At 29.5% G+C, this 14,857-nt stretch carries 14 protein-coding genes; 2 read left to right on the top strand and 12 right to left on the bottom strand.

What is annotated here, in order from left to right:
• Positions 1-4: 4 nt before the first annotated feature.
• The 6 genes from BUB01_RS17575 to BUB01_RS17550 form a co-directional block, all read right to left on the bottom strand.
• Positions 5-1,429, bottom strand: coding sequence for an MFS transporter (locus tag BUB01_RS17575; protein WP_072991196.1), 1,425 nt, complete (start codon positions 1,427-1,429; stop codon positions 5-7).
• A 23-nt stretch (positions 1,430-1,452) separates the two neighbouring features.
• On the bottom strand, positions 1,453-1,890 hold the full coding sequence (locus tag BUB01_RS17570) for a MarR family winged helix-turn-helix transcriptional regulator (protein WP_072991110.1): 438 nt from the start codon (positions 1,888-1,890) through the stop codon (positions 1,453-1,455).
• A gap of 130 nt (positions 1,891-2,020) precedes the next feature.
• On the bottom strand, positions 2,021-2,854 hold the full coding sequence (locus tag BUB01_RS17565; protein WP_072991107.1) for a PHP domain-containing protein: 834 nt from the start codon (positions 2,852-2,854) through the stop codon (positions 2,021-2,023).
• Between the two features lie 51 nt (positions 2,855-2,905).
• Entirely contained in the window at positions 2,906-3,400 is a 495-nt protein-coding gene (locus BUB01_RS23525; protein WP_072991104.1) for a DUF1284 domain-containing protein, read from the bottom strand.
• 544 nt (positions 3,401-3,944) lie between these two features.
• Positions 3,945-4,286, bottom strand: a complete 342-nt coding sequence (locus BUB01_RS17555; RefSeq protein ID WP_072991101.1) for a zinc ribbon domain-containing protein YjdM — start codon at positions 4,284-4,286, stop codon at positions 3,945-3,947.
• 334 nt (positions 4,287-4,620) lie between these two features.
• Entirely contained in the window at positions 4,621-5,103 is a 483-nt protein-coding gene (locus BUB01_RS17550; RefSeq protein WP_072991098.1) for a flavodoxin family protein, read from the bottom strand.
• A 387-nt stretch (positions 5,104-5,490) separates the two neighbouring features.
• Between BUB01_RS17550 and BUB01_RS17545 the strand changes: the two genes are divergently transcribed.
• Positions 5,491-5,733 carry a DUF4318 domain-containing protein gene (locus tag BUB01_RS17545; protein ID WP_242958432.1) on the top strand — a complete coding sequence of 81 codons (243 nt, stop codon included), beginning with the start codon at positions 5,491-5,493 and terminating at the stop codon, positions 5,731-5,733.
• Between the two features lie 276 nt (positions 5,734-6,009).
• Here the strand turns inward: BUB01_RS17545 and BUB01_RS23735 are convergent, their stop codons facing one another.
• A complete protein-coding gene (locus tag BUB01_RS23735; protein WP_072991095.1) occupies positions 6,010-6,195 on the bottom strand; it encodes an Ig-like domain-containing protein in 186 nt (61 codons plus the stop codon).
• Between the two features lie 277 nt (positions 6,196-6,472).
• Between BUB01_RS23735 and cooS the strand changes: the two genes are divergently transcribed.
• Entirely contained in the window at positions 6,473-8,386 is a 1,914-nt protein-coding gene (gene cooS / locus BUB01_RS17535; protein WP_072991092.1) for an anaerobic carbon-monoxide dehydrogenase catalytic subunit, read from the top strand.
• A 142-nt stretch (positions 8,387-8,528) separates the two neighbouring features.
• On the opposite strand, the gene BUB01_RS17530 is transcribed toward cooS, so the two are convergent.
• The 5 genes from BUB01_RS17530 to BUB01_RS17510 form a co-directional block, all read right to left on the bottom strand.
• Positions 8,529-9,365: an ABC transporter ATP-binding protein gene (locus BUB01_RS17530; RefSeq protein WP_072991089.1), complete on the bottom strand. Its 837-nt coding sequence runs from the start codon at positions 9,363-9,365 to the stop codon at positions 8,529-8,531.
• Positions 9,365-10,435: a FecCD family ABC transporter permease gene (locus tag BUB01_RS17525; RefSeq protein ID WP_242958431.1), complete on the bottom strand. Its 1,071-nt coding sequence runs from the start codon at positions 10,433-10,435 to the stop codon at positions 9,365-9,367. The genes BUB01_RS17530 and BUB01_RS17525 overlap by 1 nt, the downstream gene beginning before the upstream one ends.
• Before the next feature lie 11 nt (positions 10,436-10,446).
• On the bottom strand, positions 10,447-11,469 hold the full coding sequence (locus BUB01_RS17520) for an ABC transporter substrate-binding protein (protein WP_072991083.1): 1,023 nt from the start codon (positions 11,467-11,469) through the stop codon (positions 10,447-10,449).
• A 138-nt stretch (positions 11,470-11,607) separates the two neighbouring features.
• The gene (locus tag BUB01_RS17515; protein ID WP_072991080.1) at positions 11,608-11,949 is read right to left on the bottom strand and encodes a hydrogenase maturation nickel metallochaperone HypA/HybF; all 342 of its coding nucleotides are present in this window, start codon (positions 11,947-11,949) and stop codon (positions 11,608-11,610) included.
• A 194-nt stretch (positions 11,950-12,143) separates the two neighbouring features.
• Positions 12,144-14,834, bottom strand: coding sequence for an FAD-dependent oxidoreductase (locus BUB01_RS17510; RefSeq protein WP_072991077.1), 2,691 nt, complete (start codon positions 14,832-14,834; stop codon positions 12,144-12,146).
• Between the last annotated feature and the right edge of the window lie 23 nt (positions 14,835-14,857).

Here is a 14,857-nt window from a genome sequence, read left to right as displayed (position 1 = left end):
GTTATTATTTATTTTTCTTTTTAGTTTTGTCAATTACAGATATAATAAATCCTATAAAACATCCTAATGCAGCAACAGCATATACCCATTTCATTCCATATATAAATGCATCTGCTCTACCTTCTACATAATTAAGTACTCTATAACCAATCTTATAACTCATCCTATTATATAGTATAGTAGTTGAAAGTGTAACACCAAAAATAAAACCTAAATTTCTAATAAGAGCATTTATTCCTCCAGCTATTCCAAGTTTATTCTTCTCAACTGATGACATAACTAATGCATTATTAGGTGATTGGAAAATTCCATTACCTAATGCTATTAAAGATATTGCTATAATAATAGCTATTATAGATGAACTTTCATTTAAAAGCATCATTGATAATAAGCCAATAGTGGTTATCATAAGTCCAGTCAAAGTAAGAATTTTACTACCTATTTTATCTGATAAATGACCGCTTAGTGGTGATATAATTGTTAAAACTATAGGATATGCCATCATTATAAAACCAGTTTTGGCAGGTGATAATTTTAATACTTCTTGAAGATAAAATGGTTGTATTATATTTATGCAACTAATTCCTAAAAAGCTTACAAATGCACAAAATATATTTACAGAAAAAACTCTATTTTTAAATATAGATAAATCTAACATAGGATTTTCTATCTTAATTTCTAATAAAATAAAAATAAAGAAACTTATTGTTGCTATTACAAGAGCTCCAATAACATAAATATTTTCATATCCAATTTGTTGCCCTTTAAGCATAGCCCAAAATAATGCAACTATAAATACAAGAAAAAGTATAGCTCCTTTATAATCTAAAGATTGCTTACTAGTTAACTTATCTTTAGGTAAATATTTCATAGCTGCTATAAAAGCAACTAATCCAATTGGTACATTTATTAAAAATATGTATTCCCAAGTTACTACTGATATTATTAACCCACCTAATGGAGGTCCAAGTAAAGTTCCAAGTGCTACAAATGTTCCTGAAATACCAAGAGCTCTCCCTCTTTCATTCTTTGGAAATACATGTGTTATAATCCCTTGACTTGTAGACATAGTCATAGCAGCACCTATCGCTTGAACTATTCTGGAAAATATTAAGAAATTAAGAGTCCTTGATATTCCACATAAAAAAGACCCTACAACAAATATTATAAATCCATACTTAAATACTGTAGTCTTTCCATGTATATCGCCTAATCTCCCAAATATAAGAATAGTCGCTGAAATAACTATAAGGTAACTTGTTACTACTTGCTGTATTCCTGCCATATTAGTATAAAGATCCTTTGACATAACCGGTAAAGCTACATTTATTATACTACTATCTAAACATGCCATGAAAGGCGACATAACTACTATAGCAAGTATTAACCATCTATTTTGAGTTATATTATTACTTTTTTCTTTTGTCATATACATTCTTTTCGCTCCTTAACCTACTCCTTATTCTTAAGTTCTTTAACATTCAAATACATATTTTCTAATAGTATTTCTGAAGTTTCTTTTTGCTCATTTGTTAAACCTTTAGTTATTATATTTACCCATCCATCTAATTCATTTAAAAGCTTTGGTACTACCTCCTTTGCACTTTCTGTAAGATATAATTTATACGCTCTTGAATCCTCACTATTAATTATTTTCTCTACATATCCAAGTTCTATTAATTTTTTTATAGCTCTTGCTGAAAGAGACTTGTCTACTTTTACATATTCACTTAACTCATTTTGACTTATTCCCTCATTATCATATATCCCCAATATAAAAGGATATGTTCCAGAAGTTAAATTATACTCCCTTAATCTATTATCAAGATAACCTTGTGAAGCTCTGTATATCATAGACATATACTTAGTTAAAAGACTTCTTTTCTCCATAAAAACCTCCTTTAGTTGACTAGTCAACCATATTAAATAAGATAACACACAAATAGTTGACCAGTCAACTATTTTAATATAAAAACAAGATAGTAAATATTTTTAATCCTATTTACTATCTAAGCTTATGTTATATTTCACCTATTCTTATATTAGGTTTATTTTTACCATGAAAATCACTTCCATAAGTTATTATCAAATTATTCTCTAATGCCTTTTTGGAAAAATATTCCTTTTGCTCTTTATTATGATAACTACTATATACTTCTATGCCATCTATACCTTCATCTATAATTCTATCAAGTAAGTCTAATTTATTTTTTAAATTGTTTCCTGGATGAGCAATAACAGCATATCCATTACTATTTTTTATCATAGCTATCGTATCTTTTAATGATGGATATTTAATCTCAACATAAGCAGGCTTACCTTGGGAAAAATAATCCCAATAGAAATTTACAAACGGCATATCCGATCTTTCTCCACCACTTCTATAAGGTTTAAGATACTCATTATTATATATACTTTCATCAGATAAAAGTATTTCTCCTATTAATTCTCCTGTAACTATTCCATTAGGTGCTAATTCTTTTATACTTTCTCTATTTATTTTAACCTTTAAATATTCTTCTATCTTTTTTATCTTCTCTTCACTTGCATTTATTTCCTGATTAATTATATCTTCTTCTAACTTCAAAAAACATACCTCATTATAATCAATATCATATCCTAATATGTGAAGATTGACCCCTTCATAAGTACAATCAATCTCTATACCAGATATAACATCTATATCCCTATTTTTGCTATATTCAACAGCTTCTTTAACACCTTTAACCGAATTATGATCTGCTATAGCAATTTTATTTACTCCTGCTTCAATTGCCATACATACTATCTCTTCTGGTGAAAATTCACCATCATCACTATATTTTGAATGAATATGCAAATCTACTTTTGTCATTTATGAAATTCCCTTCCTAAGTCTTACAAATTATTTTTACACATTATATTATTATAAAACATCTAAATATCTTTTTGCCCCTATACAAAATGCCTCATATCTTTTATCTTTAGCTTCCTTAGTTTCCTCTTTCCAAACTTCAAATATCTTCTCACTATTTAAATAAAGTAATTTACAAAAATCATAAGCAGTAAATTTATTTCCTTGTTCAAGATTTAAACCGCTTAGAATTCTTGTATCTAAGATTTTATTCCATTCATCTTTTGAAGTAATTTTATTAATATGTGTAATTTTATCAGTACATAATCCATTTTTACCAATATATTTACACGGGCCACATATATCATCTTTATCTATAGTTAATTCAATAATTATATTTTTATTTCTAATTATTAAATTTGCTATACCATAAAAATTATGTCCATATTCAATATTAGGAATAAATTGTTCTATTCCTTTTCCATATAACTTTATAATATCTAAAAAATGATGTGGCTTTATTACTATATTCACAATTTTATTTTGTAATTGTCCTTGAAAACTCATATCTAATAACCCTCACCTTAAGTATAATCTCCATATAAATATATCTACCAAATGATTGTATCATCTTCTTAAATTATAATTTGTAATTTAATCAAATGTATTACACATTATTATTAAAAACTAACCTTTTCAAATTTACCTTTATCTATATGCAACTCAACACTAATACTGACCTTATCATAATACACCATTTTTATACGATTATTTCCTTAATCAATATTTTTCTTTTATTCATTTATAAATACTCCTCAATACATATAAATTATATATAATATTTTACCATATTTTTGCCTTTGATAATTATTAATATATGTTCCTTATTAAACTTTATTTTTATATAAAAAAGGCATGTTACCCTTTCCAAACATTAGTACACTATTTTTTCTACCAACCTTTTTCTATTTTCTGAGCATTTATATATATTTTTTCCCACTTTAAAATCATATTTACTTACAATTGCAAAAATAGTAGTCACTTAATAAAGTAACTACTATTTATACAAATTATATTTTTTCTCTTTTATTATAACATGTCAAAATCTAAGTTATATCTTTTTAACAAATTCAGATTTTAAAGCCATAGCTCCAAAACCTTCTATTTTACAATCAATATTATGATCGCCGTAAGCTAAACGTATATTCTTTACTTTAGTACCTTTTTTTAAGTCTGACGAACTTCCTTTAACCTTAAGATCTTTAACTAATATTACAGAATCACCATCATTTAATATATTTCCATTTGCATCTTTAACAACTAAACTCTCTTCAACATTTACATCAACTGATTCTAATGACCACTCATGAGCACATTCTGGACAAACTAAAAGAGTTCCATCTTCATAAGTATATTCTGAATTACATTTTGGACAATTTGGTAAACTTGACATAATTCATTCCTCCATTTGTTTATTTTTAACTCTTAAACATAAGAATTAATTTTACACTTTTGTAAAAAGCCAATTTTGATACTTAAATTGGCAAAAAAAATATAAGGAAAACCCTTATATTTTTATATACTACCATAGTATTATCACATTTACAAATAGTACCCTTAACTAAACTAGATAACAAAACTAAAATTTCCTTAACTTAACATTTTAGTATTAAATATATCTGGATAATTATTCTGAATGATTATCAAATTTTTATTACCTTTAAGCATTAGAACCCAAATTATACTGCATTTGCCCCTACCCATTTAGCAAATAAAATATATAAGCTTTATTTTATTAGCATCTCATCTAACCACATTTTAATTTTCTTTATTCTTTCCATTTCATCTTCCTTTGAATCAACAAAATCAATCTCCCCTAATATAGTATCTTCTCTCAAAGCAATCCTTAACTTATCAAAGCATTTTTGAGCTCCTCCGCCACCGTGACTAGCAAATAAGGCAATCTTTTTTTGATTTATTATACTATTAGATAAAAATGTATTAACAGCTGGAGCATATGTTCCAGCCCAAACAGGAGTACCTATAAAAATACTATCATATTCTTTTAAATCCGGAATTTGATTTTGTAAAGCTGGTTTTTCTTTAAGCATTACACTCATACCACCCCAGAAATACTTTTTAAAACCTGTTTTAGCTATCTCTTTTTCAGGCTTTAGCTCTAATAAATCACATTTCAGTTCTTTTGCTATAGCTTCTGCAATAAATTTTGTATGTCCTTCTAACGAATAAAAAACTACTAATTTTTTCATTTTCATTCCCCTTATAAAATTATTTATTATGTATCCATTTTTTAATTATTATTTATCTACTTTTTTTATTAATACTTATTAATAAATTTCAGCTAATTTAATTAACTATTATATATATTATTGACCCAACTAATCTTTTTAGTACTTTATTTCCTTATATATAAATTCTAATTAATTTTCTATATACAATTTATTCGAAAATATAACAAAGTCTAAATATTATATATAGATTATTTATTTAAAACCTATATCTTTAAATTATTTTAATACTTATATATTCCTTAATTATACTTATTATTTATCTTACTTATTAGTTGACTTATTATTACAAAATACTATAATATTAGTAATAATATTAAGTTTTTATTTTAAAGGTGGCGTATAGCATTGAGTAAAATTGTTAATAACCTTTTAAAAAAGGCCTTTTATATTGATCTTGAAGATTCCCTAAACTATCCTTCCCCTAAAAAAATCTGTGAAGCTGTAACAAAGTATTGTATCGCTAATAAAGAAACATTTGAAATTATAAAAAGTTCTACTCCTGTTACCTTCAGATTAGATAATACTTTATATGAAGCTACAGTAGGTATGGCGCGAGGAGGATATATTTTACATTGTAAAGAAATATAATAATTATTTACTATTATAAAAAGCTACAAAAATCAAATGATTTTTTGTAGCTTTTATGCTATTAATTAATTTAACTCCATCTTTTATAGCCTCTTTTTCAGAAGTTTTGTCTTTAGCATCTTTATCTTGGAAAAGTTCTATTCCATCAAAACTTAAATTTCTTTTACCACTTTCTTCATATATTTTGTATAAATAACCTATCTTTTTTAACTTTTCAATTTTTATTACCTTAAGATTTAATTCAACAACCCTATCATATTGTTCTACTTTACATTCCTATTTTACATCTTCTAATTTACTTGTATCTATATCATTATTCCAAACAACATTAACCTCTTTATCCTCATTATTTATTTTTGCATTAACTTTAGTTGGTGAATTATAATTACTGTTTTGATATACACTTATATTTAGCTTTATAGGTTCAAATTTTGATTTTATATCATTTAGTAACCTTTTCATATTTTCAATATCAACATTATTACTTATAACGATTAAGATTATTATGTATATTTTTTAATTTTACACTGTATGTTGCAACAAAATTATAAATTAAAGTATTTTAATAGTTATGTTTTATGTAATTTATCTTTTAATTACTTGCAAAGTGATATTAACATCAGCTACCTTATCCAAAATATCATTTTATAATGTTAAATCAGAGCTTCTATAAATACTAAGTATAAAAATCTTCCTTTATTCAAATTATAAATAAGTAAATAGATAGGAGGTTACTTATATGAGTGAAACTATATTAGAAAAAACAGAAGGTCGTGTTAGTTATCATGATTCTGTTGAAGAAATGCTTATAAAAATAAGAAAAGATGGGATGTCAAATGTATTTGATAGATGGGCATCACAAGAAAAAATCAGGTGTAAATTCTGCTTAGAAGGCCTAAGCTGTCAATTATGTTCTCAAGGGCCATGTAGAATTAATCTTAAAGGAGAACAAGAAAAAGGTGTTTGTGGTATAAGCCCAGATGCTATGGCAATGAGAAATATGTTATTGAAAAATGTTATGGGAGCTGGTACATACAGTCATCACGCCTATGAAGCATTTAGAACATTAAGAGCAACAGGTGAAGGAAAAACTCCATTTACAATTAAAGATGCTAATAAGCTTAAATGGATGTGTGAAAAAGTTGGAATTAATACTAACCAAGACATAAACAAAATGGCTATCGATTTGGCTAATTTCTTAGAATCTGAAATGGGCAAAGATGTTGAAGAACCAAGTGTAATGGTAGATGTATTTGCTCCAAGAAAGAGAAAACAGGTATGGAAAGATCTTGGCATATATCCATCAGGAGTGGTTCATGAAGAACAAAATGCTGTAGCCAGTTGTTTAACAAATGTTGATGGAGATTATGTATCTCTTGCTAAAAAAGCTTTAAGTCTTGGCTTAGCTACTATTTATACAGCTCAGATAGGTCTTGAAATGACACAAGATATCTTATTTGGTACTCCTACTCCACATGAAGTAAATGTTGACCTAGGAATTATGGACCCTGAATATGTAAATATAGTATTTAACGGACATCAACCTTGGGCTGGTGCTGCTACTATTAAAAAAGCTAATCTTAAAGAAATACAAGATAAAGCAAAGGCTGTTGGTGCAAAAGGTCTTAGAATAGTTGGTTCAATTGAAACTGGACAGGAATTACTTCAAAGATTTGAAGTAAATGATGTATTTGTTGGACTTATGGGAAATTGGCTATCAATAGAGCCCCTTTTAGCTACAGGTACAGTAGATGTTTTTGCAATGGAAGAAAACTGCTCCCCACCTGCTATAGACCATTATGCTGAAAAATATCAAATAACATTAGTAGGTGTAAGCACTATTATAGGTATTCCAGGACTTAATCACATGATTGAATATAATCCGGCAAAGGTAGATGAAATGGCCGATAAACTAATTGATTTAGCACTTGAAAACTTTAAGAAGAGAAAAAATAAGATTACGTCACAAGTGCCTAAAATAACTCAAAAAGCAATAGCAGGTTTTTCTACTGAAGCAGTTTTAAACGCCTTAGGGAATAAGCTTGATCCTCTTGTTGATGTTATTAAAGCAGGTAAAATAAAAGGAATTGTAGCCTTAGCAAATTGTTCAACTTTAAGAAACGGTCCTCAAGATTGGAATTCTGTTAATTTAGTAAAGCAACTAATTAAAAAAGATATTTTAGTTGTAGCTGGTGGTTGCGGTAATCATGCACTTGAAGTAGCTGGGCTTTGTAATCTAGATGCTTTAAATATAACTGGTGAAGGTCTTAAGGAAGTATGCAGTATGTTAAAAATCCCTCCTGTTCTAAGCTTTGGAACTTGTACTGATACAGGAAGAATATCTATGCTAGTTACTGAACTTGCTAATTTTCTTGATGTTGATATACCTGATCTTCCTATAGCTGTAACAGCTCCTGAGTGGATGGAACAAAAAGCTACAATAGATGGTGTATTCGCCGTAGCTTATGGAGCTTATACACATTTATCACCAACACCATTTTTAACAGGTGCAAAACAACTTGTAAAACTTCTTACTGAAGATGTAGAAAACTTAACTGGTGGAAAAATTGCATTAGGGGATAACCCAGTAGAAGTGGCTAATAACATTGAAGCTCACATAATTAATAAGCGAAGAGGATTAGGTCTAAGCTAACTTTTACATATACCTTTTATAATAAATAACCCTTCCTAAAACTTTTAAAAAAGTGATAGGAAGGGTTATTCTTTAACTATTTAATATGTAAGAAATTATTTATATAATTAAACTACAAATTTCAAAATTTATTTATATAGGTTTAATGAGTGTGCACTCCTGTAAATCCATCTTCATGCACATGATCAGTCCCTAATCCTGCAATATGCTCATGTGTATGCATAAATGATACTTGCAATTTTTTATTTACAGGGTTAACTCCAACATATGCATTTACACCAAATACATCTTTTAACATTTTAGAATTTATTACTTCTTCTACCACGCCAAAATCTCTTACCTTTCCATCCTTCATTACAATTAAATAGTCACAATACATAGCTGATAAATTCATATCATGAATAGCCGCTAATGTAGTTATTTTAAGTCCTTTTACTAAATCCATAAGTTGAATTTGGTAACCTATATCTAAATGATTTGTTGGTTCATCTAATATTAAGAAATCAGTATTTTGAACCAAAGCTCTTGCTATTAATGTTCTTTGCTTTTCTCCTCCTGATAACTGAGAAAAATTCCTATCACTATAGTTTTCTAATCCCACCTTTTGAATCATTTCCTTAACCATTCTTAAATCTTCCTTAGAATAATCTTCAAAAACTGATTTATATGGATATCTCCCCATCTTCACTATTTGTTCAACAGTAAAATCAAAATGAGAATTGCTTTCCTGCGCTAATACTGCAATCTCCTTTGCACAATCTTTATCCTTCATTTTAGCTATTTCTTTATTATCTAATAATATAGTTCCACTTGATGGCTTATAAACTCTATAAATATTTTTAAGTAATGTAGATTTTCCTGAACCATTAGGCCCTATAATTCCTACAAATGAACCCTTTGGAATATCAAAAGATATATCTTTTAATATATCTTTATTATCTATACTAAAACTTAAGTTTTTTACTTGAATCTTAAACATTACTGCTTTCCTCCAAATGAATAATTTTTCTTACAAATTAAATATAAGAAGAAAGGTCCTCCAATTAGAGAGGTTATTATTCCTATAGGTATTTCTATTGGCGGGAAAAGTCCTCTAGCTATAATGTCTGACATTATTAAAAATATAGCACCTACTAATGATGAAAGTACTATAAGTCTCTTGTGATTACTTCCAGCTATGGTTCTACATATGTGTGGCACAACAAGTCCTATAAAACCTATGGCACCTGTTATTGCAACTAGTGCTGATGTAAGCAATGTAGCTGATATCAAAACTATAGACTTTATTCTCTTTATATTTATTCCAAGTACTACTGCACTATCATCACCTAAAAGTAAGATATCTAATGATTTGGACATTATTAGTGATATCACTATAACTATAATCAAAATAATAGATGGAGTTAATAATACACCCCACTTTGCCCCCCCTAAACTACCAACAGTCCAAAACAAAGCGCTCTTTGCTTGATTAGAATTTTCTGCTGAATATATAAGCAAATTAGTAAGTGCCGAAAAGATTGTTGATATAGCCATACCTGATAATACTAGTCTTGTAGTAGATATTGTTTTCCCCATTTGTGTACCTATAGCAAAAACTAATATTCCTGATATAAGAGAGCCTACAAAAGCTCCAGTCGTTATACTACTTATTCCAAGTGCTGACACACCACCTAAAACTATAACTGCAACAGCACCACAGGATGCCCCTGATGATATACCTAATATATATGGCTCTGCTATTGGATTCTTAGTAACACATTGCATAAGTACTCCACAAATAGCAAGTCCTGCCCCACATATAGCACCTAATAATACTCTAGGAAATCTTATCTCCCATATTATATTTCGTGTCATTTTGTTTCCAATATCGCTGTAAATTGCTCCATTTGTTAATTTACTAAGTAGCACTTTATATACTTCTCCAGCTTCAATATATGTACTACCTATAGCTATTGCAGCAACTATTGTCCCTACTAAAATTAAACTTAATGCTATAATCCAAAATAAAAAACCTTTCTTTTTAGAAAGGCTTTTTTTACTTTTCAAAGAGTTCTGCATTACTTACTTTCTCCATATAAGTATCCATGCACTTCTTTTATAAGCTTGGAATTTCTAACACCTGGAGATAAATCAGCTAAGCCTACAACATATATTTTGTTGTTCTTTATAGCAGGTACATCTTTAAGTGCAGGGTGAGCTTTTAAGAAATCTATTTTCTTCTGTACTGGTTCCCCTGCCATAAAATCAGTCACTAATATAACTTCTGGATTATTAGCTACTATACTTTCCCACGAAACATGAATATAAGGCTTCTTTGCATCTTTTCCAAATACATTATTTCCACCTGCAAGGTTTATTAGATTATTAGCAAGGCCTGCTCCAACTACCATTGCATCATTTTCTCCAGAATCATATACCATCATTTTAACTCTATCTTCTTCTTTTACATTTCCAACTTTGTCCGTTACAGACTTTATATCCTTCTTCATTTTATCTATAACTTCTTTAGATTTATCTTGTACTCCAAATATTTTCCCTAGTAAATCAAAATCTTCATAAACATCTTCTATGGTTGAATCTGCTTTATAAGACTTCGCCAAAAATGGAGTTATATCTTTTGATATAAGTTCTTCAGGCGATCCTGTAGTTTGTTCACTTATTGATGAATCCCATCCACTTACAAAGTCTGAACCTGTAGCCATAAAAGCTTCCTTTGATATAGAATGACCTTCTTTAATTTTAAGTTGTGGTATTTTATTATAAGCACCTTCAAATTCTGGTAGTATAGGATTATCTAAAAGCGCTGTTCCTACCATTCTATCCTCTAAGCCTAAAGCCAATAACATCTCTGTCATGAATTGAGATAATGTTACAGCCTTTTGTCTTGGAGATTTTACCGTTACATCATAATTCTTAGCTCCATTTGAATATACAAATTTTACAGGTTCAAATTTGCTTTCTTGAACTTCATTTGTTGCTTTTTTGTCCTTATCCTTTGAACTATTAGAGCAACCCATTGCACCTAAAGCTAATCCCATTATAGTTAATGTTATAACAAAATTTCTTAATCTTTTATTCATCCCTTACTTTTCTCCCCTATCATATGTTTTTATATAAAGCACTCCTCAGCTATGTTAACTAATAATATCTCAAAATATTATATACTGAAATATTATTTCTCTAATTTACATATCTAAACTAATTCTTAAATCTCTTGTTTAACAAGCAACAATCTCCTTGATAATAAACTCTTTACCACTTAATAATTCCCAATTGTTCTCTTTGCAATATGGACATTCATCCTTATTTTGAAGAAGGTTATAAACTTTACTACACTCTCTACATAAAACATTACCTGGTAGTATTTCAATTTCCAGTTTGGTATTTTCCAATAATGTTCCATCTACTGCTGCTGGATAGCAAGATTCTATATATTTAGGAATCATTGATGAGAGCTCTCCTATTTGAAGAACTATTTTATCTATCTTAGTTAATGCATTTTTTTCTGCAAATGTCTCAACTGTTTTAACTACTTGAAATACAACGCCTAATTCATGCATATTAATTCACCTCCACCTTTATTTAAATAAGAAAAAGTAACTTATAGAATTTTTTACTTCACCTTAATAGTTTCCAAGCCATCAAAAATTTCTACTAGTTCCCTTTGAATGCTATAAGACTACTTAAAGTTTCAAAAGTTAAGGGGAACTCTAAGTCCCCCTTAATCCTAACTATGCAATATTCTATTAACTAATTAAGAGTTTCCTGTAAGGCTCTTCTTAATTTTTCTAGCCTTAATTACAATTTTACGCTTAATTACATTTTTTATAACTATTTTTTTAAGTTCATTAAGTTCTACAGTTTGTGCATCATACTTTCTTTCAAGTTTAATTGCATCAAACTTACATCTAGTTGTACATGCTCCACAACCTATACATTGATATTGATCTACCGTTGTAGCACCACATCCAAGACAACGTTCAGTTTCCTTCTTCATTTGTTCTTCTGTAAATGTAGCACGTAAATCTCTAAATGTTTGTTTTGACTTAGCTCCATCTATATGAGCTATTTTTTGTCTTTTAATATGATCATAACTTTCTAAAACTAAATTTCCTTTATCAAATTCACGATATTCTCTTCTATCACGACCATATATTAAGCTTTGTCCTGGATGAACAAAACGATGAATTGATATTGCCCCTTCTTTACCTTGTGCAATAGCATCTATAGCAAATCTAGGTCCAGTTAATGCATCTCCACCTACAAATACATCAGGCTCTCCAGTTTGTAGCGTAAATGAATCAGCTTTAGCTGTTTTATTTGGGTTTAATTCTACTTTACTTCCTTCTAAAAGGTTACCCCAATCCATTCCTTGTCCAACAGAAATTAGAATATGACTTGCTTTAACAACTTTAACTTCATTTTCATCAAATTTTGGATTGAATCTTCTGTTTTCATCAAAAACAGAAAGACATTTCTTAAATTCGATACCAACTACTTTACCATTTTCAGTTAATATTCTCTTTGGTCCCCAAGAATTATTAACCTCAATATCTTCACCTAAAGCTTCATCTATTTCTTCATCTAAAGCAGGCATTTCTTTTCTTGATTCAAGACAGAACATAGAAGTTTTAGTCGCTCCTACTCTTGTAGCTGTTCTTGCAACATCAATGGCAACATTACCACCACCAATTACAACTACTTCTCCATCTAGGTTAATATCATTTCCTAAGTTAACTTCACGTAAGAAATCAACTCCAGTCATAACACCTTCTCCATTTTCTCCTTCTATACCAAGCATTCTTCCTGATTGTGCACCTATTGCAAGATAGAAAGCTTCATAACCTTGTTCTCTTAAGTCATTAAGAGTTACATCTTTACCTACTTCAACACCAGTTTTGAATTCTACTCCTAATTCTCTTAATACATCTATTTCAGCATTTATTACATCTTTTTCTAGTCTGTAAGATGGTATTCCAAGCGTTAACATACCACCAAGTACTGGTTGCTTTTCAAATACAGTTACTTTATACCCATCAATTGCTAAGTAGAAAGCACATGATAAACCTGAAGGACCTGCTCCAACAATAGCAATCTTCTTACCATAATCATGTCTTTTCTTTGGCACATAACGATGTTCCATATTTAGATCTTGTTCAGCAAGGAATTTTTTAATATCGTCTACAGCAACAGCTTCATCAATTTCTCCTCTAGTACAAGCTGATTCACATTTTCTTGGACAAATACGTCCACAAACCGCTGGAAATGGATTTTCATGCTTTATAAGTTCAAGTGCTTCTTTATATCTTCCTTGGGAAGCTAATTTAATATAACCTTGAACTGAAATGTGAGCTGGACAATTTGTTTTACATGGGCTTGTACCAGTTTCAACAACATTTTTTCTATTAATACGATGATCAACATCCCACTTGTCTTCTCCCCACTCTGTATTGTGAGCAAAATCTTCTTGTTTCTTTTCAACTATTGGTGTTTTAGTACATAATTTTTGTCCTAATTTTAATGCATTAACAGGACAAACTTGTACACATTCTCCACAAGCAACACATTTGTCTTTGTCTACTTTTGAAACATAGTTTGAACGTACCATATCATTATTTCTGAACATTCCAGCAAGTCTTGTAGCATAACATGAACATCCACAACAGTTACAGATAGCATGAGTATGTCCTGGACCATCTGCATTTGGTATTTGATGCATTAATCCATTTTCTTCAGCTCTTTTAATTATATCAAAAGCTTCTTCTCTAGTGATTTTTCTCCCTCTACCTGTACGTATATAATATTCTGCAGCGTGGCCAAGTTGAATACACATATCTTCTTTTAAATGGCCACAACCTTCTCCCATAGCTTCTCTCGATGTACGGCAAGAACAGTCTGAAACTGAGAATACAGTATTTTCATTAAGATATCTAGAAACTTCTTCATACGAAGCTCTTCTAGTTTCACCTTCAATAGCTGTTTCTATAGGTATAACACGCATAGGACCTGTTCCAACTGAAAAAACACCTGCTGTCATAGGGGCTTTTTTTCTTCCATACGCTTCAAAAGCTTCTGCTATTTGTTTGTAATTTTCTATATCTTTTCTATTAGGGTGATTAACTATCATTTCCATTTGTCCTGGAACCCAAAGATCAAACCAGTATCTATCAACACCATCTATCTCATTAACAAAGCAAACACCAGCAACAGCTAAATCCCATAATAACTTTGCTGTTTCCTCTACAGACTTACCACATTCAGCTGCAACTTCTTCTGCACTTTTCTTCTTACGGAATTCAAGATACATCCCTATTTCTGCCATTTCATCTGTAACAACAGGCTCAAGAACCTTATATTCAGGATGATCAGGCTTAATTTCAGATTTTGAACCACTTTTTTTCATACTTATATGATTAGCAAGATCCAATACTTTTTGATTTACCATAATATATTCCCCTATCTTTTATC

The organism is Clostridium cavendishii DSM 21758, from assembly GCF_900141845.1.
Taxonomy (GTDB): Bacteria; Bacillota; Clostridia; order Clostridiales; family Clostridiaceae; genus Clostridium_AG; species Clostridium_AG cavendishii.
Note: the sequence above shows the minus strand (reverse complement) of the source record. Positions and strands in the feature narration are given on the sequence as shown.